This window comes from Yersinia sp. 2466 StPb PI (assembly GCF_041538325.1).
GTDB classification, from domain to species: domain Bacteria; phylum Pseudomonadota; class Gammaproteobacteria; order Enterobacterales; family Enterobacteriaceae; genus Yersinia; species Yersinia enterocolitica_E.
This window is the reverse complement of record NZ_JAULSL010000001.1, coordinates 2,608,258-2,632,819: the sequence shown is the minus strand read 5'-3', so window position 1 is coordinate 2,632,819 and position 24,562 is coordinate 2,608,258. Positions and strand designations below refer to the sequence as shown.

Sequence of the window (24,562 nt, the reverse complement as noted above, 5' to 3'; positions counted from 1 at the left end):
CGTTTAGTCAACCAGTGAAATAGTGCAGGTGGTGCCGGCAATAAGGGTGACATCGGCTGGGACATCCAGCAGTTTGATTCTTACCGGAACCCGTTGGGCCAGCCGTACCCAAGGAACATTAGGTTTTACATCTACCAATAAGTCACCGCTGCTATCAACACTTTGGTCATAAATAGCACGACCAATACTTTCGACTACGCCGCGTAAAGGAATGTTGCCATTATACAAAACAATCTTGGCTTTATTACCTTCTCTAATATGTTTCAACTTGGTTTCTTCGAAATAGCCCATCACATAGAATGAATTGGTATCGATTAGCGCGACTAATGGTATGCCGGCGGTAGCATAGTTACCCACCCGTGTTTGCAAGTTGGTTATATAACCATCGGTCGGCGCATAAATACGGGTTTTGCTGAGATTCCATTTCGCTTGTTCGACATTCGCCACTGCGCCCTGATAGGCCGCTTTCATGCTATCGGCGGTTAAGTTGGCAATGTCGAGATCTTCACCAGAAATGATATTTTTCGGTAAATTTCGCCGACGTTCTGCTTCATGATTCGCTTTAGCCAGGTCAGCTTGCGCCTTCACTAAAGCGGCTTGTGCGTTATCCAGTGCCAGTTGGTAGGGTTGTGGGTCAATCACAAATAATAAGCTACCCGAGCTTACCAACTGGTTATCATGAGCTACTATTTTAACCAGCCGGCCCGACACTTCCGGGGTGATGCTGACCAATTCAGCCCGGACTTTACCATCGCGAGTCCAGGGTGATTGCATGTAGTAGTTCCACATCCACCAACCCGCACAAAGTGCGAGAGCGAAGACAATGACAGAGGAGAAATATTTAAGAGACTGATGATTCATATCAATTTACCAACTGGCTAATATCCATAAAGAAACGCTGACCGCAATGACAAAAATTGACAGATCCATTAATATTGGATGCCAGATGTCACCAGAGTAGATCCAATTCCGTAGGACATGATGGATCAATAGCCAAAACACCAAACCTAGCATAACCGCCTTAAACATCGGCGGGAAATAGATTGAGGCACCTATAACCAAGTCTGTAAGAGGTGCGTTTATGGGTAACACTGATACATACATAAGGTTAATCCTTAATAGGTATTTTTAGCTAAAACATCATTTTTTCTAAAGGATTCGCCGTATTTATTGCTATTACCCTAGCATCGACGGTATATATACATTTGTGTTTTTAATGTTAATTACCCAAAATAGACGGGACTCTGGGAGTTATGCTAGCACGCTAATTAAAAGGAGGGGCAATTGGAATCGACATTAGGATCTGATTTAGCACGATTAGTTCGCGCTTGGCGCGCGCTTATCGACCATCGGTTGAAGCCGCTGGAGTTAACTCAAACGCATTGGGTTACCTTGCATAACATTAATCGTTTACCGCCTGAACAGTCACAAATTCAACTGGCAAAAGCGATTGGTATCGAACAACCATCATTGGTTAGAACCTTAGATCAACTGGAGGAGAAAGGTTTAATCACACGGCATACCTGCGCAAATGATCGCCGTGCGAAGAGGATAAAACTGACGGAGCAGTCTTCACCGATAATCGATACGGTTGATGGAGTCATATGTTCCACCCGTAAAGAAATTCTTGGGGGGATTTCAACAGATGAGATTGAATTGCTATCTGGTCTGATTAATAAGCTTGAGAGCAATATTAACCAATTACAAAGCAAGTAATAATAAAGATTTACGACTCTATTCACAGCAGAAAGAAATATTTTAGTAAAACAAGCCAGAGTTCATTACGAACTCTGGCTTTTACCTGAAGACAGTAATAGCAGAGTTATTAGCGTGGGCTAACGGTAACGGTGCTACCACTGCTCGCTAGCATCACGCGCTGACCGACGCTAAAGCGAGTTGGGCCTTGTTTTTGCACCACCAGAATGGTTGTGCCGTCATCTTTACGGACTTCAAGTTGCACGCCGTCGGTGCGGTTCATTGCGCCCTGAACACCTTGCCCTGCCATACCACCCGCAACAGCACCTGCTGCAGTTGCCAGGCTACGACCAGTACCACCACCAACAGTATTGCCAAGGAAACCACCCAAGACTGCACCGCCAATGGCACCCATAACATTGTTTTCATCGCCACCCTGAATAGTGACTGGGCGTACGGATAGTAGGGTACCGTAAGTCACAGTTTGTACTTGTCGGGCTTCGGATGCGCTGAAGACATCACCGGACAGGGTGCTATTATTGGCACAACCGGTCAGAGTAACCGCAGCGATAGCAACGGCGATTAGTGGCTTGATCATAAAAACTCCTATTAAAAATGCACAACCGTATTACGGTTCAGTATGCCAGGGATATCCAAATCCAGTCTATTGATGGCCCAGTATTTGCGCAGGGCCGATATTTGCACAAAGTATGGCTTACCCAAATGTTTATTTCACTACTTACTTATTTTAACTTTCTGCTTAATTTTTCGACCACCATCGATGGGTACGCAGCTTAGCGGTTTATACTTCAACGAATATTAAACGGCAGTTTAACTTTCTTAAAGTAAGAAATATCACTGCGATAAATGAAAATGTCAGTAAGAGTGACTTTTATGTGACCTTTCCTACAAATAAAAAGTAGCGTTTAGGACAGGCTCCTATAGCGGTATACACTTTAAAAAGTATATCTTTTCAGGGTGTTAATTTTATTATTCTGACTTGGCTTGTGGAAAGTCTTATTGCTATTTTGTCCCTGAATGAGGGAATAAGGTCATTGCTATGAAATCAGGCCGTTTTATTGGAGTGATGTCAGGAACCAGTTTGGATGGGATTGATGTGGTGTTAGCTGCCATTGATGAGCGTATGGTGGCCCAGCAGGCCAGCTATAGTCATCCAATGCCGCTACAGCTGAAAAAAGATATCCTCGGCATGTGTCAGGGCCAGTCTACGACCTTGTCCGCAGTGGGTAAGCTTGATGCCCAACTGGGTATCTTGTTTGCGCAAGCGGTGCAGGGCTTACTAGCAAAAGAAGGCCTTAGCGCACAGGACATTACCGCCATTGGCTGTCATGGGCAAACGGTGTGGCATGAACCGCTTGGTGAACCGGCGTTTACAATACAATTAGGTGATAATAATCGTATTGCTGCGTTGACAAACATTGCTACTGTTGGGGATTTTCGCCGCCGTGATATGGCTTATGGCGGGCAAGGTGCACCTTTGGTACCCGCTTTCCACCATGCGTTACTAGCCCATGCCACCGAGCGGCGCATGATACTGAACATTGGCGGTATTGCTAATTTATCTATGCTATTACCCGATTTGCCGGTGCGGGGGTTTGATACCGGGCCTGGCAATATGTTGATGGATGCCTGGATCTGGCGTAATCGTGCCTTACCCTATGATAAAGATGCGTGCTGGGCACTGTCGGGGCAAGTTAATCAACCGCTGCTTGAGCTTATGTTCAGTGATCCTTATTTTGCCAAGCCTGCCCCAAAAAGTACCGGGCGTGAATATTTCAATGCCGGGTGGTTGGATAAGCAATTGGCGAAGGTGCCGGGGCTGAAACCGGAAGATATTCAAGCAACGTTGGCAGAGTTAACCGCGCTATCAATCGCCGAACAGGTGCAGTTGGCGGGAGGCTGTGAGCGGCTGTTGGTGTGTGGCGGCGGGGCGCGTAACCCGTTGCTGATGTCACGGATGTCAACCTTGTTACCGGGGACGGAGGTGTGCGTAACTGACAATTTTGGTGTGAGTGGCGACGATATGGAGGCTCTGGCGTTCGCCTGGCTGGCATTTCGGACCTTGTCCGGTAAATCGGGTAATTTGCCCTCGGTGACCGGAGCCAGTTGCGAAACCATTTTAGGAGCAGTCTATCCTGTATCGTCACGCTGAGGGTGTTAAGCTGCCATAGGGTACGGTGCCTTATTCCATCAACGAGGACGACATAATGAAACACTTATTTGTTGCAACTTCAGTATTTGGCGTAACAGCAGTATTGATGTTGGCAGGATGCAGTCTGGTTCAACCTAAAAGTGAAACGTTGCATTATCAGTGTGGCACAACCCGGCTGACCGTTGCTCAGGACAACCGCCAAGATAAAGTCAATTTGGTGTTAGATGGTGAACAGTTGACCTTACCTCAGGTGCGTGCAGCTTCCGGCACTAAATATAGCAACGGCCACTATAGCTTCTGGTCGAAAGGAAATAGTGCTTTTGTTGAGCGTGATGGAAAAGTCATTATCAATGACTGTGTTTTGATCAAGTAATCAGGCCGTTGTCTGCTCTGAGTGATTGTGATTCTTGCTCTGCAAGGGCAGAATAATAGTCACTGCTTTCCTGCGCGTTACAGAGCTTATATGACTGACAAGAATGAATTTGATGTTGCAGATTTACGTCGTGAATATATTCGCGGCGGTTTGCGTCGCAGTGATTTAACCGAAAACCCACTGGACTTATTTGAACGTTGGTTAAAACAGGCCTGTGAAGCGCGTTTGCCTGATCCAACAGCTATGTGTGTGGCTACGGTAGCTGCCGATGGTCAACCTTATCAGCGCATCGTGCTGCTGAAGCATTATGATGATCAGGGTATGGTGTTCTATACCAATTTGGGCAGCCGCAAAGCGCAGCAACTGGCTGAAAATCCACATATTAGTCTGTTGTTCCCTTGGCATATGTTAGACCGGCAAGTCATCTTCCTCGGTACCGCAGAACGGCTTTCAACCCTTGAAGTGCTGAAGTACTTCAGTTCCCGCCCGAAAGATAGCCAGATTGGTGCCTGGGTTTCCCAACAATCATCACGTATTTCTGCTCGTGGTGTATTGGAAAGTAAGTTCCTCGAGTTAAAGCAAAAATTCCAGCATGGTGACGTGCCGTTGCCCAGTTTTTGGGGCGGGTTCCGCGTTAAGTTTGACTCTGTGGAGTTTTGGCAGGGCGGTGAGCATCGCTTGCATGACCGTTTTATTTATCAACGGCAAGCAGATGCATGGAAAATTGACCGTTTAGCCCCTTGAGAACGATGAAATAATTGTGGTTAAGCCTAGCGCTCGTGTGACGGGCGCTTTATTCTATACCCTTCGTACTTGAAGCCGCAGGGGGTTTTTACGTTCGTTACTCGGCCCACCCCTGAGTCTCGCCTCTGCGAGGCCACGGCAAGCAAATTTGTCACCCTAATCGCTTATTTCTTATTTGAGTAAGCCCAGTGGGATTTATTTGCTTGCTGCCTGGCTGCAACGCCAAGTTTTTTGGGTATAAATCCTCTTTTCCTGGTAAAAGATAATTTTTGTAAAAGACAATTTTTTGTGAAAAACAATGGAGTCGTTGATGACCAGCAGCAACCTGATTAAACAATTGCAAGAGCGGGGCCTCGTTGCCCAGGTTACGGATGAAGACGCGTTAGCAGAGAGACTGGCGCAAGGGCCAATTTCACTGTATTGCGGTTTCGATCCTACCGCAGACAGCTTGCATTTGGGTCATCTGGTTCCGTTGTTGTGCCTAAAGCGTTTCCAACTGGCTGGGCATCGTCCCGTGGCGCTGGTCGGTGGCGCTACCGGTATGATTGGTGATCCAAGTTTCAAGGCTAGCGAACGCAAACTGAATACGGAAGATACGGTTAACGAATGGGTGGAGAAAATCCGCCGTCAGGTTTCGCCATTCCTGGATTTTGATTGCGGTGAAAACAGTGCTATTGCGGCCAATAACTACGATTGGTTTGGTGGCATGAATGTGCTGACCTTCCTGCGTGATATTGGCAAGCACTTCTCTGTTAATCAGATGATCAATAAGGAAGCGGTTAAGCAACGCCTGAATCGCGATGACAGTGGGATTTCGTTTACTGAGTTTTCCTATAACCTGTTACAAGCTTATGATTTCGCTTGCCTGAATAAAGCTCACGGTGTGGCGCTGCAAATCGGCGGCTCTGATCAGTGGGGTAATATTACCTCTGGTATTGATTTGACGCGTCGCCTCCATCAGCAGCAAGTTTATGGCCTGACCGTGCCATTAATTACTAAAGCTGACGGCACTAAATTTGGTAAAACCGAAGGTGGTGCGGTATGGCTTGATCCGAAGAAGACCAGTCCTTACAAATTCTACCAGTTCTGGATTAACACCGCAGATGCCGATGTTTATCGTTTCCTGAAGTTCTTTACTTTCATGAGTATGGAAGAAATTAACGCGCTGGAAGAAGAAGATAAAAACAGCGGCAAAGCGCCACGTGCGCAGTATGTTCTGGCCGAAAATGTCACCGGTATGGTCCATGGTGCAGAAGGCCTTGCTGCCGCCAAACGTATTACCGCGAGCTTATTCTCCGGTGATTTAAATGAGCTGACCGAAGCCGACTTCGCTCAGTTAGCACAAGATGGCATGCCGACAATTGAACTGAGCCGCGATGCTGATTTACAACAGGCATTGGTTAATGCTGAGTTGGTCCCTTCTCGTGGGCAGGCGCGTACTATGATTGGTTCTAATGCTGTCGCCATTAATGGTGAAAAGCAGGCAGACCCAGAATACATCTTTACCGATGCTGATCGTCTGTTTGGGCGCTATACCTTATTGCGTCGTGGCAAAAAACATTATTGCCTGATTAGCTGGCTATAAGAATGAAATAAGATAAGGGGCCGAAATGCCCCTTATTTTTTGGCTAATGTTTTGTTAGCTGATGTTTTATTCCAGTCAGCGCTGTATTACAAAGTGGGCATGGGTGCCCTTAACTTTAGGCCGTTCCAATGAAAAATATACTTTCGATTCAGTCTCACGTTGTTTTTGGCCATGCGGGTAATAGTGCTGCTGAATTTCCTATGCGCCGAATGGGGGTCAATGTTTGGCCGCTGAATACCGTCCAGTTTTCCAACCATACGCAATATGGTCACTGGACTGGTTGTGTGATGCCCGCCAGCCATTTGACTGAGATAGTACAAGGCATTGCCGATATTGATCGGCTGAAAGATTGTGATGCGGTATTAAGTGGTTATATCGGTTCACCCGAGCAGGGCGATCATATTCTGGCTGCGGTTGCACGCGTAAAACAAGCCAATCCGAATGCCTGGTATTTTTGTGATCCGGTCATGGGGCATCCAGAGAAGGGCTGTATCGTCGCGCCAGGGGTGGCAGAGTTCTTCTGTAAAGAGGCCTTGCCTGCCAGCGATATCATTGCACCGAACCTGCTTGAACTGGAGCAACTTAGTGGTGTGCGGGTTGAAAGTGTCGAACAGGCCGTTAAGGTTGCTCGTGATCTCTGCGCCCAAGGGCCAAAAGTTGTGTTAGTTAAGCACCTAAGCCGCGCCGGTTATCATGCTGACTGCTTTGAAATGTTATTAGTCACGGCCGATGAGGCATGGCATATCAGCCGTCCGCTGGTGGACTTTGGTGCCCGCCAACCGGTCGGTGTGGGTGATTTGACCAGTGGTTTATTGCTGGTGAACTTGCTGAAAGGTGAAGCACTGGATAAGGCACTGGAGCATGTTACTGCCGCTGTATATGAAGTGATGCTGAAAACTCAGGAGATGGGTGAGTATGAACTTCAGGTTGTCGCCGCTCAGGATGGAATTGTTAATCCCGTCAGTAAATTCTCTGCCATCAAGTTATAATCCCAGCTATACAGTGCCCCTTAATGGAGGGGCACTCTAATTAATCAAAGGACTTATTTCTTAACGTCTTCTGCGGCTAATGCGGCTTTAACGGCTGGGCGTTCTGCTACACGGCCCATATATTTATCCAAATTACTGCGCTGGGTAATATCAAGTTTCAGCGCACTCGCCCAACGAGTGACAGTAAATAAATAGGCGTCAGCCACGCTGAATTTTTTGCCTAACAGATAATCGTGTTGTGCTAATACGCTGTCTACATAACTGAATTGTTTATTCAGCCGCTCACGTGCGATCGTTTTATAGTCATCTGGTGTTTTCGGGTTAAACAGTGGGCTGAAACCTTTATGTAATTCAGTCGCAATGAAGTTTAGCCACTCAATGGCATGATAGCGGGAAAGGGTCCCTGATGGGGCAATCAGGTGGCGGTCTGGCACCATATCTGCCAGATATTGCACGATAGCAACACCCTCAGTGAGCAGGCTGCCATCATCCAGTACCAAGGCGGGTACCTGTCCTTTTGGACTGATGCTTAAATAGTCTTCACCCGTTTCAGTTATTTTGGCCGCCAGATCGACACTCTCAATACTAAAATCTAACCCTGCTTCACGTAATACAATATGTGGAGACAGAGAGCAGGCACCGGGTTTATAGAACAATTTCATCACTAACTCCTTAATCGATCACTGAAAGAAAAAAGCTTCCTTAATCCTAAGGCAGGCGGGGGAAAAATGCTGCTAGCGGTGTAATATAATTGTGCGGGAAATAAAATTAGTCGCAGAAATAAAGTGTTGTCCTACAGCAGTGAGTATCCACCGCTGTAGGTAATCCCTGTCTGTTATTATCAGGCAGTGGAAATCAGTTACCGTGGTGGGCGAGTGCTGATCGATGCGGACCAGCTAAAAGTGGTGGTACTTGGTGCGGTTTTTTTGGTTTTTCTTTCTACGCGGGTTAACTTGGCGACTTGTTCCCGAGCGTTCATGATTTTATCTATTGCTTCTTCTCTTACTTTATTCTGTTCTGAATTGGTTAAAGCCCTTCCTAAATTTATTCTGGCTCTATCGAGTTGCGTTTTGACGTCACGTTGCTCACTTTCGGTCATTTCTTTTAATGTTAGCCTTTTCATTTTTTTCGCCTTGTTTGCATCAGTCTTACTCAGTGTACAACCTTATCCTGCGTGTGGATGTAAGAGATTGCGATCTGGGCGACATTAATCACCATAAAAGCCTGATATTAGCCCCAGTCAAAGCTAATAAAGCGAGGACCAACGGAGTAACAGCCACCGCTCTCTGTAAATGTTATCAGGAGCGGTGTTAACGAAGGGAAGGTTTGGAGGTCATAATAGCCGTGAACCGTAACCCCACAGCAATACAGTCAGACCAAGGAGTAACTCTAATACCAGCACGCCGATAGCAAATGTGGAACCGGAGAAGATAAAACCTTCTTGTCGGTCTATATTCAGGAAGGTGGGGATGCCCAAATACATCAGGTAGCCTGCATAGCAGAGTGCAATGATGCCAACCAATAAGCATAACCAGATAATCGGGTAGAGGGCAACCACGCCACCTAAAAACATGGGCGTTGCAGCATAACCGGCGAATAAGGTACAGCTTTGCCAACTAGGCCGGCTCTCATAGCGGCGGGCCATCCAATAAATTACTCGTCCCATGAGAGCTACCGCCGCCAAAATCAAAACATAGAAAATAATGGCAAAATAGAGTGCGGTAAGGGGAGCCAGTTTTATTATCTGACCATCACCAAAGTTCCAGCCCACTTGTGTGGTGCCGATAAACGCGCAAATCACGGGAATGGCAGCCATTAAAAGGACGTGATGGGCATACAGGTGGCGGACACTTTCCCCCTCGCGTTTAATTTGCTGCAATTCCTGACTAGGACGGGTCAGAAGCCCCCATACATGGTTTATCATAAATCACCTCCTTGCCGGTTATTGACCGCAAATAACAGACGGGTTTCATTCTGATATCGCTCAAAATGGGGTTAACGCTGTGCGGTCTGTTATCAGTATAGTTTATTTTTTGCGCACAAATAATGTGATGAAGTTATCATTGATAAGGCGAGTGATATTCATCATCTCAGTAAATGTTTAGGATGAATCAGTGAATTAATCAGGTATTTTAATCAGGAGCCGTTTATGGGTATTCAGGGAAATGATAGTCGAATTGACAACATAGAGTTTGCCGTCGGTGATATTGCTCGCTCGAAGGATTTCTATGGCAAAGTATTCAATTGGCGCTTTACTGACTATGGCCCAGGATATTGTGAGTTTACCGATGGCCGACTGACCGGTGGCTTCACCACCCTGAGTGACGTTCAGCCCAACGGTGGGCCGTTAATCATTCTGTATGCTGATGATCTTGAACAGACGCAAAAACGGTTGGAAGAAGCGGGAGCCTCTATTGTGCTGGCGATATTTACTTTCCCCGGCGGGCGTCGTTTCCACTTTACCGACCCGGATGGCTATCAGTTAGCGGTATGGTCTGACAAATAAGTATTGAATTTAGGACTTATTCTCGCCAAACAACAGGCTGTCTGAGTTTTACGTGGGAGTTGGCAGGATAAAGTGCTTAGCACGCGTGCTTTATCCTGCCGGGCAATTATGCGGCGGTTACTGGGGTCGCTTTATTACTCTCTGTTGGTGCGAGAGTCATGCGATACAGTTTTGGTGCAGTGAGCATCATCAATACTGCGATAATGGCAGTGACAATACCAATCTGCATAAATACATGGCTATAGATTGCCAGTGATGCATGGGCATCAGTAATATCACTTGGCACCGCAGTTAATGCTGCAACTTTACCGGCGATCAGGGCTGCTGCTGCTGTCGTCAGGAACCATGAACCCATGATGAAGCCCATCAAGCGCTGAGGTACCAACTGCGCAACCATCGCCAGGCCGAGGCCCGAAATCATCAGTTCCCCGATACTTTGCAATGCGTAGCTCAGGATCAACCAGTTAACGGACACAATGCCATGTTCGTTGGCGAAGCTGGCACCCCATGGTAGAACCAGGAAGGCCGCAGAGCAGAGCACCATACCGAAAGCAAACTTGTGTGGCATTGGCAGTCGGTCACCCATCTTATTATAGATAGCCGCCAGTATTGGGCTGGCTACCATGATCCAGAACGGGTTCAGCGCCTGATACTGTTCTGGTTCGAAGGTAATACCAAAGATTGAATGCTCAACGTTATGAATAGCAAAGAAGTTCAGCGACGTTGGCATTTGGCTATACAGCACAAAGAACACCACCGCTTCCAGCATCAGTAAGAATGCCACAATCATTCGGCGGCGGGCAGTGCCATGCAGAGAGAAGGTCTCTTTGGCAAAGATACAGATGATGCCCAGAGATACTAATGCCAACGCCCAACGTGCCACTATTTGGTTATGCAGCAACCAGCTTGACAGCGTGACCAGTGCTACCACACCCACCAATACCATCAGTAACTTTTTAATCTGTAGTGGTGCAAAGTCAGGTTTTGAACCTTGATTTTTTACCCATTTACGGCAGAACCAGAAGTTTACCAAGGTGATCAACATACCCACTACGCTCAGTGAGAATGCGACGCTCCAGCCATACTTCGCGGCTAACCATGGGGTGGCCAGCATAGAGAAGAATGAACCGATATTGACGGACATGTAGTACATGGTGAATGCGCCGTCTAAACGCGGATCATCTTTGTTATAGCATGTTGACAGCAGAGAGGATGGGTTGGCTTTGAACAAACCATTACCAACCGCAATGGTCGCCATACCCAGATAAACCCAGAAAATGTCATGGCCGGAGTAGGCAATCATTGCATAACCAACTGCCAGCGTTAATGCACCAAGTACGATGACACGTTTGGCACCGAGCACCTTATCGCCTAACCAGCCACCGATGGCCACAAAGCCATAGACCAGTGCACTGAAGGATGAGAACAAGGTGATGGAGTCGGCTTCGCTCATCCCGAGCATTTTTACCAGATAGACGGCCATGATCCCTTGCAGGCCGTAATAACCAAAGCGCTCCCAAAGCTCGATAGAGAAGATCAGGTAAAATGCTTTTGGTTGTTTGAAAGCATTCATACTGATGCTTTCGGGTTGCTCACTGTTGGGTGGCTGTTGACTGTTGTTTGCTGTTGACACGGGGACCTCTGTTTTTCACTACCGACCACAAATGGTGGGAGAGACAAAAGTGAATGCGCGAACCGGCATCCTTTTGCATTGTTATAAGATGTTTAGCGGCGGTTAATGTTCACTATCTTTGTCAGCGAGACAAGGCTTTTGCAATATTCTGTTACATATATCTCAGGCAGGGCTATGCGACCATGTTACAAATGTTATGCAGTATTAACGTTTATGTTTTAGCTGTTTGACGATTTTTTGTTTTGATTAAAAGCTGAACTGATTTTATTTGGTGGTATATTCTGCTATTTGATTGGTTAGTGGTTTATATGGTCAGATGTGAGTGAATAAACAATTCAATATTGTGGTTATTGTGAATAATCTGAAATTATCCAAATTTCGTTCAAATGTTAATCAGTAAAATGCCTGAGTTGAAAGATGAAATGGGATCTGGATCAGATAGCTGTGTAAATTTTTCGCGCGAAAAAGGCCAGCACGGCAAAACATGCCACCAAGGGACGATGGTATACTGGATAGAATCATGAAAATCTGAGTATCTGTATGGATATCAAGCAACTGGTCTATCTCTGTAATCTGGAGCGCGAGCGCCATTTTGGTCGTGCGGCTGAGGCCAGCTTTGTCAGCCAGCCAACATTGTCGATGCGTCTGAAAAACCTGGAGCGGGAACTGGGGGTGGCACTGATAAACCGGGGTAATAATTTCGAAGGATTTACCGCCGAAGGTGAGCGCGTATTAGCCTGGGCCAGAGAGATTGTCTCTGTCTATCAAGGGCTAAAGTTAGAGGTGGAGTCCCTTAAACATGGTTTAAACGGCACGCTGCGTATTGGTGTAGTACCACAATGCAGTATCTCGTTGGCACTATTACTTAAAAGTGCCAGTGAACGCTATCCCCATCTGGATTACCGTGTTTCAGTGTTAAGTGCTGACCAATTACTGGAAGCTTTAACCGGTCACTCGGTCGATGTGGGCATTGGTTTTTTTGAATTGACCACCTTGAATGAGCTGCATTTTCAGGTACAACCGCTAGTTGACGGGGGCATTGACCTGGTGTTTCACCCCGGACATTTCCCTGATTTGATGGGGACTGAGCCGCTGGCACTGGCCCAGGTAGCACAACTGCCGCTCTGCCTGGCTGAACCCAGCCGTTACTTCCGCCGCTATCTGGATAACAGTTTTCGTGATGCCGGTCTGCCGCTGCATGTGCGGCTGGAAAGTACTTCTATCTTTCAGTTGTTACAAGGCATCTTTGTCGGTTTAGGCTGTGGCCTGTTCCCGCAGGGTAGTCTACTTGAGGATATGTCACCCGACCTGCAACGGCGGCCGGTGGATATTTTGAAGATGAGTCGGCATGCTGCTGTCGTGGTGGCTGAACCAGGGCGAGTTACACCGCTGGCCCAGCACTTTTTTGATGTCGCTAAAACATGGTTGGCTACCCACTAAAACACTGCAATCCGCAATTGCGGGTGAGTATCAAACAGCTTGCCCCAGCGTTTGTCTTAACCGGTTGGTCCATCCGGCTGCGGCGGTGTCGAAGATGATACTCACCAGTTGCTGATTACTGACACCCAGAGCTAACAATGGACTGATATGTTGATGGCTAAAGCGTTCTGGTGCGCGAGTCAACTCGGCTGCGGCATAGATAAGCCAGTGGATAATCTGCTCATCAGATTGAGTCGCCAAAGCGTTATCAATCCCCGCGTCAAGTGCCGTTATCAATGTGGTGTTAGGGGTTAATTGGTGCAATTGGTGTTTATGGATAGCCAGACAGTAGCGACTGCCATTGATGCGCGCAGTCACCAACGCCACCAATGCCAGCCAATCAGGTGGCAGCAACGGAGGATAATGTTGGCGGGTGATAATGGTGCGGTACGCGAGCAGACTTTGCTGATGGTGTTGTAGCAACTCACTGAGGGTTATCTCTGCGTCATCTGACGATGGCTCAGATGAAATGACCTCATTGATTGTCTTTGAGGGTAACCAACCTTGCCATTGCGCTACAGATGACGCTATCAAGCCTGCGGGAGCATCTTCCATGCGCGGAAAACCGGGCAATATTACCGTAGGATATCCAGCGAGTGCACAAAGGGCTGCCACTACTCTGGCTTGATAACTAACAAAACCAATAATCTGCGATAAAACAATAATATCTGTAGCGGTTAAACCTACATCAGCGAGTTGTTGCAAAGCATGCTTATCAATTAATGTCGGCTGACTGGCCAGTTGACGGGCATATTGGGTTATCTGTGTCAGTCGCATATTACTTTCCCGCGATGCGTCCGGGCTGGAAAGTGGCGTCAGGCGGGCGGCATAATGGCTGCACAACCGTTGAACCCCGGTAACTTGTGCCACCGTCAGTGCGGTACTTAAGCGGTCATACAGTGAAAAGGTGTGGTCTCGGTTCAGCTCGACAGTGAGCGGGAAAAGTGCCTGATACATTGCATCTGAGGCAGACAAAATCGCCGCATGCTGGCGTAACGGGTCATCTAATCGGGCGGGAATAGTATCGGCTAAGCCAAGCAAAAAGATACCCTGTTCAATGCTGTTCTCATTTGTCAGCAGATTATCGCCATTACAACTATTAGCACTGTAACTCTCCTCGGTGACGGGGGCGGCGTAGATCTCCGGGTTACCGCTGCGTTGAGTTTCATGATACCAATGGGCATTATCCTGTTGTCGAAATTGCACCATGATGACCTCCGTTAGGGACAGCAACGCGCCCAGGTTAACGATAAAGAGGTTGTAAGCACCGTTTGGCTATAAACCGAGAGCGAATCAGTGACAAGGGTAGGTAGTGCGGTATCGGACCGGGAGCATAGCAAAGTAGTCGGTATCAACATCGGCAAGATATCCTGTTGTTTTATGGAATGAACACAGTGGATATCATTACTGATTGAGTTTGCGAGATAAAATAATGTTAAACCATAATCCATAACTAAAAGTAATAACATATTATTATATATAACAAAAATGTTGTTACGTTAGCGAATAAATGACTAAAGAAGCAGGAAAAAATCCGCGCTGAGGTGAGCGCGGAATGGGTGATCGTGGAGGTAAATGGCAGGGCAGAAAACCCGCCTAAAAATGGCCTGAGTCCCGCCGCCAGGCATCGGCGGTTAAAGCTTCACCAAAGTGGCTGGAAATCAGCCGCTTAGTCAGATCGTGCAGCGGGGATGCCAGCACCTCGGCCGTGCTACCACGCTCCACCACTTCTCCTTCATGCATCACAATCACCTGATCGCTGATATGTTTCATCATGCCTAAGTGCTGGGTGACATAAATATAAGATATGCCATGTTTTTCCTGTAATTCCAGCATCAGATTAATAATCTGTGAGCGCATGGACATATCCAAAGACGCCAGTGCTTCATCGGCAACAATCACTTTAGGTTGCAGGATAAGTGCCCGTGCCAGTGCGATACGCTGCTTCTGGCCGGACGCCAACATATGCGGATAATAGTTAGCGTGATCGGGCAGTAATCCCACTTGCCGCAAGGTCTGATAGATTCGTTGCTCACGAGCCACCGCGTCTAAATCAGTGTTCAATTTCAGTGGCGCATCCAACAACTGGCCGATGCGCTGACGCGGGTTAAGTGAGGTGCTCGGATCCTGAAAAATCATACGGATACGTTGGCTGCGGTAAGCATAATCACCGTAGGACAGGCGATGATCGTCAATCAGCAATTCACCATCCGTTGGTTCAATCATGCCCGACAGCATTTTTGCCAAGGTGGATTTACCGGAACCGTTCTCACCAATCACCGCCAGGGTCTGGCCTTCGCGTAAAGTAAAACTGACCGATTTGACTGCTTCCACATGCTGACGACGAAATAACCCGGTGCGGTAGCGGAAGGTTTTGCTCAGATTACGGACTTCGAGCAGAGTCTCTGCCATTATTGCTCCTCCAGATTTAAGGGGAAGTGGCAGGCAAAGGCGTGGTTTTTTACCAGCCGCAAGCGCGGTGTTTCAATACAGGTTTTTTGCGCATAAGGGCAGCGAGGCCCAAGACGACAGCCAACGGGCAAATGCTCCAGTGATGGAATAGCCCCAGGCAAGGTATTTAAGCGACTTTTATGTGGCAGGGAGCGGCCAAAATCGGGCATGGCACGGATCAGCGCCTGAGTATAAGGGTGGTGGGGGGCGGCCAGCAGGTCTTCGCAAACGGCACTTTCCACAGTTTGGCCGCAATACAGCACGTTAACCCGATTCGCCCATTTACTCATCATCTGCAAGTCATGGCTTATCAGCAAAATAGTGGTGTTGTTATTCTGATTAAGTCGCGCCAGCAGACGGAAAATTTGTGCCTGAGTGGTGGGTTCCATGGCATTGGTAGGTTCATCGGCGATAAGCAGCCGAGGTTGATTAGCCAGTGCAATGGCAATCATCACCTTTTGGCATTCACCTTCAGTCAGCTCATAGGGATAACTGCGCATAATATCTGTGTGGTCTTTAATCCCTACACGGTGCAGCAACTCAATTGCCCGCCGTTTGCGCCAATGAAAACGTTGCCACCAGCGACCTTTATAGGTCCAGCCCGGTATCGCTTGTATCAATTGCTGACCAATATTTTCTGAGGGATCCAGACAGGATTGCGGTTCCTGAAAAATCATCGAGATATTATGGCCGATCACCTTGCGTCGTTCGCGTGGGGTCAATTGCAACAGATCGATGTCGTCAAAGCGAAAACGGTCAGCGGTAATGCGCCAGTTATCTTTACTGACCCCACAGATAGCTTTGGCGATTAAACTTTTACCTGAACCGGATTCACCCACCAGACCACGAACTTCACCCTCAGTCAGGGTAATACTGATGCGATCAACCGCTTTGACCATCCCTTCAGAGGTCATAAATTCAATGGTGAGGTTACGAATATCAAGTAACGGCATTATTCCACCCCCGCATTAATTGCCCGGCGCATGCCGTCACCCAACAGGTTAACTAGCAGTACGCTGACTAAAATCGCGCCACCCGGCAACATCACGGTCCACGGGGCGACATAGACTAAATCAAGTGAGTCCCCCAGCATCGCTCCCCATTCCGGTGAGGGCAATTGTGCGCCTAAATCCAAAAAACCCAACGCAGCAATATCCAAAATTGCCATTGATAGTGCCCGGGTAAATTCAGTGACCAAAATAGCGGCAATATTGGGGAAAATAGCATAAGCCAGAATATGAGGGGTAGACGCGCCATCTAAACGGGCGGCAATAACATATTCTTTATCCAACTCATCATGTACGGCGCTATAAATGGTTCGTACCATTCGGGGTAGCAGTGCCAGCCAAACCGCGAACATGGCATGTTCTAAACTCGGCCCGACAAAGGCGACCACAATGATGGCCAGCAGCAGCGACGGAATAGAGAGCAGGGTATCCAGTACATGATTAAGAATAGCGGAGCGAAAGCCGTGAGTGATACCGGCAAATACACCAAGGATCACGCCACACAGCGCCGCAGCCAGTGTGACTAACAGTGCCGAGCCATAAGTCGATGCGGTTCCTGCCAATAATCGGCTTAAAATATCGCGGCCGAGATCATCAGTGCCAAGGAAGAACGAAACGTTGCCATAGCGCGACCAGGAAGGCGGGAGCAGTTGGTAGCCCAAAAACTGTTGGTCAAGGGCATAGGGTGCCAGTGTATTGCCCAACACACAAAGCACCAAGAGGGCGAGTACGCCGTAGAAGCCCACCATTGCCAAGGCATCGCCATAAAAAAGCCGCCAGGTATACAGCAACGGGCTGGGCATTTTCTTCTCACGGTAGACATTATCGAAGGGCATACCATTCCTTATGCTTTAGCGGTGTCATCATTGCACCCAGAATATCTGACAGGACGTTAATGACGATAACCAACGACCCGACCACCATTACCCCCGCAGAAATGGCGGCGTAATCCTGCTGGCGAATGGCGTTTATCAACCAACGGCCCAATCCCGGCCAGTTAAACACCACTTCGGTTATCATCGCTAACGTCAGCATGGTGGAAAACTGTAACCCCAGTTTTGGAATGATGGGCGGCAATGCATTATGCAGCACATGGCGGCGAATAATGGTAAAGCGTGATAGGCCGCGAGTGGCGGCGGCTTTAATGTAGTTTTGCCCAATAACATCATCGGTACTGGTGCGCATAAGGCGAATGACTTCGGTCGTTGGGGCCACCGCCAATGCGGTGATTGGCAGGATCATATGCTGCACAGCGCTGAGCATCATCTCTTTGCGATACGGCGAAGGTGATAGCCATGCATCGACCAGAGCCAAACCAGTGACCGGTTTCACTTGATATAACAGGTCAAACCGGCCAGAAACCGGCAGCCAACCTAAATGCAGTGAAAAGAACAACATCAACAGCAGCGCCAACCAGAATACAGGAATTGAGAAACCAAGTAATGCGACAGAACTGATGGCGATATCAGCCCATTTCCCGCGCATCACACCGGCAATAATCCCCAGCGGAATACCAACAAATAGGGCTAGTGTAAAGGCCAGTACACATAATTCCATGGTGGCGGGGAAGGCTTCACGCAATTGCTCGCTAATAGGTTGACCATTGATGCTAGAAACCCCGAAGTCCCACTGAAACAGGCTATTGAAATAGAAGCGGTAAGCATCCATTAAGGATGCGCCATTTAACGGCGCATGAGGGGTAAAGTAGCTCAGGCTAAAACTGACCAGTGACAACATAAACAACGTTATCACTAATAGTAATAAGCGGCGTAAGGTGAAGATAATCATGGTTTTTTGCCCTCATTGCTCTCACGGAACACGCCAGCAAAAGAAGAATTGCCAAACGGGCTTAATACCAAACCTTTAATATCATAACGGTATGCCTGTAACCGTAATGAAGATGCTAATGGCAACAGTGGCAATTGTTGCTCCAAAATACGCTGAGCTTGCTGATAATATTCAATACGCGCGGATAATTGCTGGGAACGTAATGCTTTTTGTAGCAATTCATCAAACGCCGGATCACACCAATGAGCATAGTTTGTTTGCGAACGAATTGCCGCACAGCTTAATAGCGGGCGGAAGAAACTGTCTGGGTCATTACTGTCTGTCGACCACCCCGTCAGCGTCAGGTCGTGATTCATCTCCATCAGCCGCGCCTCTTGGAATCGGCCTTCGACCGGCACTATATTGACCGTAATCCCCACCTGAGCCAAATCAGCCTGAATCAGTTCCGCCGTTTTTAATGGGCTGGGATTATAAGATTGCGAGGCGGTCGGCACCCATAGATTGAATTGTAAATTAGTCAATCCAAGCTGTTTTAGAATCTCTTTAGCTTTTTCTGGATTATATTCGGTTACCTGGGCCTGATTGTCATATGCCCATGATGCACGAGGTAAAATAGACGCTGCGGTCTCAGCGGTACCGTAATAGATTGACTGCATTAATCGCTGGTTGTTAATCGATAATGCGATCGCCTGCCGCACCCGCTGATCGTTGAGTGGTGGCTTACGGGTGTTGAATGCCAAATAAGCTACATTCATCCCTGGGCGCAGTGTCAGACGCAGGCGAGGGTCATCTCGTAAAATGGATAATTGGCTGGCTGCTGGATAGGCCAACACATCACACTCGCCGGTCAGTAGTTTGGATAAGCGGCCAGTACCACCCGCACCCAGATCGATAACCACCTGCGGCATGCGCGGTAAACCTTTCCAATAATCACTGTTACGGAACAGACGAATGTATTGCCCGGAGCGATATTCGTTCAACAAGAAGGGACCGGTCCCCACAGGCTCACGATCGATCTGCTCTTGTCGGCCTTTTTGGGTCAAGACGTCGGCGTACTCGGCAGAGAGTACTGGTGCATAATGGGTAGCCAGATGCCAAAGGAAGGAGGCATCTGGAGCCTTCAGCTTAAATTCAACCGTATAATCATCCAGTTTTTTGACACTTTGCACTGCGTCGGCAAATTGTAAACTGTCGAAGTAAGGATACTCGCCACCATTGACATGGTGGTAGGGGTGTTGTGAGTCAAATACCCGCTGAAAGCTGAATATCACATCATCTGCGTTCATCATCCGGGTTGGGGTAAACCAATCGGTGGTCTGGAAGGGGACGTCTTTACGTAAATGAAAACGATATGTCGCGCCGTTATCCAGCACTTGCCAACTTTCAGCTAGTTCAGGGATTAAACGGTAGGTATACGGGTCAACGTCCAGCAGGCGGTCGTAAAGTTGTGCTGCCAGGGTATCGATGGTCAATCCGCTACTGGCCATCTGCGGATTAAAGGTATTGAGTATCCCGCTGACACAATAGACGAAGCCACGTTGGCGGATATCCGGCAGCGGTTGAGCGGGTTGAGGGGCCGGGGCGGGTTGCGCCAGCGCTGATGTCGCAAGGCAAGACAACGACAGCAAGCAAATAAGTAAAGCACGCATAAACGCTTCGCAGTAAGTAAGCAATACTCTTAGTGTACCGTAATCTGACACTCCCCCCAATCCATTGAGTAAAACAACTGCACTGTCTGCTGGTTGTTGCAGCAATCGAGGTGAATAAACAGCAAATTGTTGTTTATACGCGAGGATGTAGTGAGAGCAATGGGCGGCGGCGGCGGTGTTCGATGCTGTAATTGAGTATAATTCCATCATAATCAGTGCGGGAATGAGAAAAATTCTCAACAAAGTGTTTGCAAGTGCTATTGATAACCATTATCATCATTTTGCTCTTCGAGATAAGGCCAGTAGCTTCTGGTTTTAGACAGGAAAGCACGACATTGCTCACATTGCTTCCAGTGTTTTTTAAGCCAGCTCGGGTGCTGGCTTTTTTTTTGCCTGCCGTCGGCTGGTCCTTTCATATGTTATGTGTACTGACGTTCGATCACGATTTAATTATAAATGATAATGATATTTATCCTGTGTGCACTCAGTTTTTTTGTATTATGAAATCAATACATCCATTGCTATATTAATAAATGAAAAATATTAGTGCTGAAACTGTATTTATATAGTCTGGTGGCGTTATGAAACGATGTCAATTAATGGTTTTATTGTTTATTTCTTATATAATAAGTATGAGTGGTTGGGCTAAACCGCCGGATATTGTTTGGCGTGTTGATACCCGCGATTATCAAGAGATATTCAGTCAGGGTTTTCACTCTTTAGGTGATAATGATTCTGTAGTAGAACACCTTAGTGGAAGAAGTTGCCGTGGTGACCATGCCACATCAGCGGATAGTATATTTATTTCCACTATAGCCGATAAAATCTTTGCTTATAATTATTTAGAGAGAGTTTTGAAAAAAACACAAACGACAATAGGCAGTGATGCACTGGTTTATCTTTATCAGATAAGGGCTGATAGTAATATGTATAGCGCAGATTATACATTGAATTTTATATTACGCGTGGGGGCGAGTGGTATGCAACAGGAGCTTCACCATATTTTTCGCTATTCGCCGTTCTTATCGGAATGGATGGCGCATAGCAGAATTTTAGGAGAACAAATTATGTCAGCAACTTCATACCTGTTGCGTCAGGGCAAAGTTATCGCTAATGAGTTTATGCCTAACCCTTTGTATCGGCAAACACGATCGAGTGCCAGTGCGAATCCTTATCGCAATGCTTTAATAATACCGTCGACTCTGAATATAATGCGAGTCTGGATGTTAAGAATGGGAATAAGACCGATGGTCAGGGCGTGTTTTGGCAGTATGAAGTCAACGAACCACAAGCGGGGTATAGATTCAATTTATCGAGGTCATGGCAGAATGTTTAAGTTAATCGCTATTTTATAAAGTTAATATTCCTAATATGTAGGGGTTATATTATGAAGGTGGTTATTTATGGGGCCATTGTGTTATTTTGTAGTTCGGTATTGGCGACTAAACCTGGAGATTTAAAATCACAATGTGATGCTGATAACAGCATGATGATTTATAATCAGATAATTAAAAAATATAATGCGACTATTATGTGGCGACCGGATGATATGTCGCTTAATGCGATTAATATTAAAATAGATGATAAATGGTATGGAACTATAGCAGAAGATAAAGTTAATGGTAATGGAGCGAAAGGGCTATCCAGTTTTGCACAAGCCACTTACTTAATTAATCTCCCTGTCGATGTCTGTGTTAAAGGTAAATATCTACGGGGGCTGGAGGGGGTTCATTAGCTTTTCGCTCAGATCAGCCGGTTATTATCCTCTGCACTGAACGAAATGAGAAGCTAATTCTTTTCTACTGACCGATATCACCGCTTAAAATAGCATGTTTCTTTAACATGCCACGTAACTGATGGTAGGTTAGCCCGAGTAAACTCGCCGCTTTGCGTTGATTGAACCGCGCCTGTTCCAAAGCGTGTTTCAACATTTGCTGTTCACTGTTTTGCAACCACTGCTTTAGGTCGAGAGGCAATTGAGGAAGTTCAGAAACGTGAACGTCTGCCATTTGCGGCGCTTTGTTTTCACGAGGCTGTCGGGGTGCGAAAGGATTAATAATGATATTATCCAGTGATTGGTCACTATTCCCGTGGCGATAAACTGAACGTTCCACCACATTTTTCAACTCCCGCACATTACCCGGCCAGTCATAATCCAGTAGTTGCTGTTTAGCTTGTGGCGTAAAACCGGGAAATAGCGGCAGACCTAACTCTCTACACATCTGGATGGCAAAGTGTTCAGCGAGTAACATGATATCTTGCTGACGTTCACGTAACGGTGGTAGTTGCACTACATCAAAGGCGAGCCGGTCCAGCAGGTCGGCGCGGAATTTACCTGCCTGCGCTAAAGCGGGTAAATTGTCATTGGTAGCACAAACCAGCCGGACATCCACTTGCAACGGCTGACTGCCGCCAACGCGCTCCAGATGACCATACTCAATCACACGCAGTAATTTTTCCTGCACTAACATAGGCGCTGTGGCCAGTTCGTCTAAAAAGAGCGTCCCCCCATCTGCTCGTTCAAAACGCCCCAGATGGCGCTTCTGCGCACCGGTAAACGCCCCAGCTTCATGACCAAATAATTCTGAGTCAAGTAAGTTTTCATTCAATGCGGCACAGTTAAGTGAGATGAATGGCCCCTGCCAACGGTTTGATAAATAATGTAACCGGTGCGCAATCAGCTCTTTACCGGTGCCTCGTTCACCAATCACCAACACCGGCTTATTCAACTTTGCCAGCCCGGAAACTTGCTCCAGCACTTCAACAAAAGAGTTTGCTTCGCCTAACAGGTTTTCTAATTGCTCGCTCATGATGAAATTCGCCAATAGTTGGTTAAAACACTCACTTTACATTCTATCTTAATTTAAGCCGAAAATATTTTTTTGTTATTTTTCAACTTATTAAAACTAATGAAAAGTTGGCACGACTCTTGATAATAGTTATTTCACAAGAGTTAGGCGAATGGATGCAACCAGACGCCGCTATTTCAGAAAGCCATTAAGTCAAAGAGGACATACATTATGGGTATTTTTTCACGCTTTGCCGATATCGTGAATGCCAACATCAATACATTGCTGGATAAAGCGGAAGATCCACAAAAGTTAGTACGCCTGATGATTCAGGAAATGGAAGATACACTAGTCGAAATTCGTTCAACATCTGCCCGCGCATTAGCTGAGAAAAAACAGTTGTTGCGTCGCATCGATCACAGCGAAAGTCAGCAGCAAGAGTGGCAGGAAAAAGCCGAGCTGGCTCTGCGTAAAGATAAAGAAGATTTAGCCCGCGCGGCACTGATTGAAAAACAAAAAGTTGCTGCATTGATTGATACACTGACCCGTGAAGTGGCCACAGTAGAAGAAACACTGAGCCGCATGAAACATGAAATTAGCGAGTTGGAAAGTAAGCTAACTGAAACCCGCGCCAGACAACAGGCGCTGACCCTGCGCCATCAGGCTGCTGCGTCATCTCGCGATGTGCGCCGCCAGCTCGATAGTGGGAAACTCGACGAAGCTATGGCACGTTTTGAGCAATTCGAGCGGCGTATTGACCATATGGAAGCTGAGGCTGAAACTGTGGGGGTCGGCAAACAAAAGTCGCTGGAAAGCCAGTTTGCTGAACTGAAAGCAGATGATGAAATCAGTAACCAGTTGGCCGCACTGAAAGCGAAAATGAATTCGGCTGAGTAATGGTCTTGATCCATTTGCGTAAGCCCTATCTTTTGCTCTGTTTTATCGCTTTAGTGGCGAAAATATATCGAGCGGGCCGTAAGCAATAAAGCGGCCTGCCATAATTTAAATGCGGATACCCGCCAGATGATTAAGGGGAACGAATGAGTATCCTGTTTCTTGCCATACCACTGACCATTTTTGTGCTGTTTGTCGCACCTATTTGGTTATGGCTGCATTACAGCAATCGCCAGCAAAGTGGCGCTCAGCTTAGTCATCAGGATATGCAGCGCCTATCACAGTTAACTGATGATGCTCGCCGGATGCGGGAACGGATTCAAACATTAGAAGAAATTCTTGATGCGCAACATCCGAACTGGAGGCAGTCATAATGGGCGATGTTTTTAAAAATAATATGTTAAGTGGCAAAAAACTGTACCGGGTGCCAGAAGAGGGCATGATCAAAGGGGTGTGTGCTGGTCTGGCCCACTATTTTGATATTCCAGTACGATTGATTCGGGTGATGGTGGTGTTATCTCTGTTCTTTGGTTTGTTTGTTTTCACTATCGCGGCCTATATCGTACTGACTTTTATACTGGAACCGGTCCCCGCAGCCAGTTTTAATGGGCAGCATGAAGCAACGCCTCGTCAGCTGCTGGATCAACTAGAGTTTGAGTTGGGCGCCGGGGAACAGCGTTTGCGCCAGGTAGAGCGCTATGTCACCTCTGAGACTTTTGGTGTCCAGAGCCGTTTTCGCCAGTTGTAGTGTTACCAATTATTGCAGCCGGGAATGTTGCCCATAGATGTTACTTACCTATCCATACA

General features: G+C 47.1%; 27 protein-coding genes. 13 read left to right on the top strand and 14 right to left on the bottom strand.

What is annotated here, in order from left to right:
- Nucleotides 1-3: 3 nt before the first annotated feature.
- Entirely contained in the window at nt 4-861 is an 858-nt protein-coding gene (locus Q2T72_RS11890; protein WP_083158746.1) for an HlyD family secretion protein, read from the bottom strand.
- A 6-nt stretch (nt 862-867) separates the two neighbouring features.
- The gene (locus Q2T72_RS11885) at nt 868-1,104 is read right to left on the bottom strand and encodes a DUF1656 domain-containing protein (RefSeq protein ID WP_083158747.1); all 237 of its coding nucleotides are present in this window, start codon (nt 1,102-1,104) and stop codon (nt 868-870) included.
- 180 nt (nt 1,105-1,284) lie between these two features.
- On the opposite strand from Q2T72_RS11885, the gene slyA reads away from it, so the two are divergent.
- The gene (gene slyA, locus Q2T72_RS11880; RefSeq protein ID WP_083158748.1) at nt 1,285-1,716 is read left to right on the top strand and encodes a transcriptional regulator SlyA; all 432 of its coding nucleotides are present in this window, start codon (nt 1,285-1,287) and stop codon (nt 1,714-1,716) included.
- Nucleotides 1,717-1,825: 109 nt separating this feature from the next.
- On the opposite strand, the gene Q2T72_RS11875 is transcribed toward slyA, so the two are convergent.
- Nucleotides 1,826-2,293: a glycine zipper 2TM domain-containing protein gene (locus tag Q2T72_RS11875; protein WP_083158749.1), complete on the bottom strand. Its 468-nt coding sequence runs from the start codon at nt 2,291-2,293 to the stop codon at nt 1,826-1,828.
- A gap of 462 nt (nt 2,294-2,755) precedes the next feature.
- Between Q2T72_RS11875 and anmK the strand changes: the two genes are divergently transcribed.
- The 5 genes from anmK to pdxY all read left to right on the top strand — a co-directional run bounded on the left by anmK (nt 2,756) and on the right by pdxY (nt 7,559).
- Complete coding sequence (gene anmK / locus Q2T72_RS11870; RefSeq protein ID WP_083158750.1) at nt 2,756-3,868, top strand: anhydro-N-acetylmuramic acid kinase; 1,113 nt, start codon at nt 2,756-2,758, stop codon at nt 3,866-3,868.
- A 55-nt stretch (nt 3,869-3,923) separates the two neighbouring features.
- Nucleotides 3,924-4,241, top strand: coding sequence for an MliC family protein (locus Q2T72_RS11865; RefSeq protein ID WP_083158751.1), 318 nt, complete (start codon nt 3,924-3,926; stop codon nt 4,239-4,241).
- Nucleotides 4,242-4,331: 90 nt separating this feature from the next.
- Nucleotides 4,332-4,985, top strand: a complete 654-nt coding sequence (gene pdxH / locus Q2T72_RS11860; RefSeq protein WP_372559107.1) for a pyridoxamine 5'-phosphate oxidase — start codon at nt 4,332-4,334, stop codon at nt 4,983-4,985.
- A gap of 310 nt (nt 4,986-5,295) precedes the next feature.
- Nucleotides 5,296-6,570: a tyrosine--tRNA ligase gene (tyrS, locus tag Q2T72_RS11855; protein ID WP_372569225.1), complete on the top strand. Its 1,275-nt coding sequence runs from the start codon at nt 5,296-5,298 to the stop codon at nt 6,568-6,570.
- Between the two features lie 128 nt (nt 6,571-6,698).
- Entirely contained in the window at nt 6,699-7,559 is an 861-nt protein-coding gene (gene pdxY / locus Q2T72_RS11850; RefSeq protein ID WP_083158754.1) for a pyridoxal kinase PdxY, read from the top strand.
- Between the two features lie 53 nt (nt 7,560-7,612).
- On the opposite strand, the gene gstA is transcribed toward pdxY, so the two are convergent.
- The 3 genes from gstA to Q2T72_RS11835 all read right to left on the bottom strand — a co-directional run bounded on the left by gstA (nt 7,613) and on the right by Q2T72_RS11835 (nt 9,483).
- Nucleotides 7,613-8,221 carry a glutathione transferase GstA gene (gene gstA / locus Q2T72_RS11845; RefSeq protein ID WP_372569224.1) on the bottom strand — a complete coding sequence of 203 codons (609 nt, stop codon included), beginning with the start codon at nt 8,219-8,221 and terminating at the stop codon, nt 7,613-7,615.
- Between the two features lie 197 nt (nt 8,222-8,418).
- The gene (locus tag Q2T72_RS11840) at nt 8,419-8,682 is read right to left on the bottom strand and encodes a DUF3811 domain-containing protein (protein WP_005184457.1); all 264 of its coding nucleotides are present in this window, start codon (nt 8,680-8,682) and stop codon (nt 8,419-8,421) included.
- 210 nt (nt 8,683-8,892) lie between these two features.
- Nucleotides 8,893-9,483, bottom strand: coding sequence for a Yip1 family protein (locus Q2T72_RS11835; protein ID WP_083158756.1), 591 nt, complete (start codon nt 9,481-9,483; stop codon nt 8,893-8,895).
- Nucleotides 9,484-9,708: 225 nt separating this feature from the next.
- Here Q2T72_RS11835 and Q2T72_RS11830 point away from each other — a divergent pair, with 225 nt between their 5' ends.
- Entirely contained in the window at nt 9,709-10,065 is a 357-nt protein-coding gene (locus tag Q2T72_RS11830) for a VOC family protein (protein WP_083158757.1), read from the top strand.
- A gap of 106 nt (nt 10,066-10,171) precedes the next feature.
- Here Q2T72_RS11830 and dtpA read toward each other — a convergent pair whose 3' ends face one another.
- A complete protein-coding gene (dtpA, locus tag Q2T72_RS11825; RefSeq protein ID WP_372569223.1) occupies nt 10,172-11,698 on the bottom strand; it encodes a dipeptide/tripeptide permease DtpA in 1,527 nt (508 codons plus the stop codon).
- Between the two features lie 540 nt (nt 11,699-12,238).
- Here dtpA and Q2T72_RS11820 point away from each other — a divergent pair.
- The gene (locus Q2T72_RS11820; protein WP_372569222.1) at nt 12,239-13,138 is read left to right on the top strand and encodes a LysR family transcriptional regulator; all 900 of its coding nucleotides are present in this window, start codon (nt 12,239-12,241) and stop codon (nt 13,136-13,138) included.
- 30 nt (nt 13,139-13,168) lie between these two features.
- On the opposite strand, the gene Q2T72_RS11815 is transcribed toward Q2T72_RS11820, so the two are convergent.
- From Q2T72_RS11815 to sapA, 6 genes are all read right to left on the bottom strand, one after another.
- Complete coding sequence (locus Q2T72_RS11815; RefSeq protein ID WP_372569221.1) at nt 13,169-14,386, bottom strand: CMD domain-containing protein; 1,218 nt, start codon at nt 14,384-14,386, stop codon at nt 13,169-13,171.
- A gap of 387 nt (nt 14,387-14,773) precedes the next feature.
- Nucleotides 14,774-15,589, bottom strand: coding sequence for a putrescine export ABC transporter ATP-binding protein SapF (sapF, locus tag Q2T72_RS11810; RefSeq protein WP_032906086.1), 816 nt, complete (start codon nt 15,587-15,589; stop codon nt 14,774-14,776).
- A complete protein-coding gene (sapD, locus tag Q2T72_RS11805) occupies nt 15,589-16,581 on the bottom strand; it encodes a putrescine export ABC transporter ATP-binding protein SapD (RefSeq protein ID WP_083158762.1) in 993 nt (330 codons plus the stop codon). Before sapD ends, sapF begins: the two co-directional genes overlap by 1 nt.
- Complete coding sequence (sapC, locus tag Q2T72_RS11800) at nt 16,581-17,471, bottom strand: putrescine export ABC transporter permease SapC (RefSeq protein ID WP_083158763.1); 891 nt, start codon at nt 17,469-17,471, stop codon at nt 16,581-16,583. Before sapC ends, sapD begins: the two co-directional genes overlap by 1 nt.
- Nucleotides 17,458-18,423, bottom strand: a complete 966-nt coding sequence (gene sapB / locus Q2T72_RS11795; protein WP_083158764.1) for a putrescine export ABC transporter permease SapB — start codon at nt 18,421-18,423, stop codon at nt 17,458-17,460. The genes sapC and sapB overlap by 14 nt, the downstream gene beginning before the upstream one ends.
- Nucleotides 18,420-20,072, bottom strand: coding sequence for an ABC transporter substrate-binding protein SapA (sapA, locus tag Q2T72_RS11790; protein ID WP_372569884.1), 1,653 nt, complete (start codon nt 20,070-20,072; stop codon nt 18,420-18,422). The genes sapB and sapA overlap by 4 nt, the downstream gene beginning before the upstream one ends.
- Before the next feature lie 581 nt (nt 20,073-20,653).
- On the opposite strand from sapA, the gene ytxA reads away from it, so the two are divergent.
- Both ytxA and ytxB read left to right on the top strand, forming a co-directional pair.
- Nucleotides 20,654-21,427, top strand: a complete 774-nt coding sequence (gene ytxA, locus Q2T72_RS11785; RefSeq protein ID WP_372569220.1) for a putative AB5 enterotoxin ADP-ribosylating subunit YtxA — start codon at nt 20,654-20,656, stop codon at nt 21,425-21,427.
- A 32-nt stretch (nt 21,428-21,459) separates the two neighbouring features.
- Complete coding sequence (ytxB, locus tag Q2T72_RS11780) at nt 21,460-21,807, top strand: putative AB5 enterotoxin binding subunit YtxB (protein ID WP_372569219.1); 348 nt, start codon at nt 21,460-21,462, stop codon at nt 21,805-21,807.
- A gap of 64 nt (nt 21,808-21,871) precedes the next feature.
- Here ytxB and pspF read toward each other — a convergent pair whose 3' ends face one another.
- Nucleotides 21,872-22,882, bottom strand: a complete 1,011-nt coding sequence (gene pspF / locus Q2T72_RS11775; RefSeq protein ID WP_372569218.1) for a phage shock protein operon transcriptional activator — start codon at nt 22,880-22,882, stop codon at nt 21,872-21,874.
- Nucleotides 22,883-23,092: 210 nt separating this feature from the next.
- On the opposite strand from pspF, the gene pspA reads away from it, so the two are divergent.
- The 3 genes from pspA (at nt 23,093) to pspC (ending at nt 24,503) form a co-directional block, all read left to right on the top strand.
- Nucleotides 23,093-23,758 carry a phage shock protein PspA gene (pspA, locus tag Q2T72_RS11770; RefSeq protein ID WP_083158768.1) on the top strand — a complete coding sequence of 222 codons (666 nt, stop codon included), beginning with the start codon at nt 23,093-23,095 and terminating at the stop codon, nt 23,756-23,758.
- A 143-nt stretch (nt 23,759-23,901) separates the two neighbouring features.
- Nucleotides 23,902-24,129, top strand: coding sequence for an envelope stress response membrane protein PspB (gene pspB / locus Q2T72_RS11765; protein WP_032906081.1), 228 nt, complete (start codon nt 23,902-23,904; stop codon nt 24,127-24,129).
- A complete protein-coding gene (pspC, locus tag Q2T72_RS11760) occupies nt 24,129-24,503 on the top strand; it encodes an envelope stress response membrane protein PspC (protein ID WP_193784654.1) in 375 nt (124 codons plus the stop codon). Before pspB ends, pspC begins: the two co-directional genes overlap by 1 nt.
- The last annotated feature ends 59 nt before the right edge of the window (nt 24,504-24,562 follow it).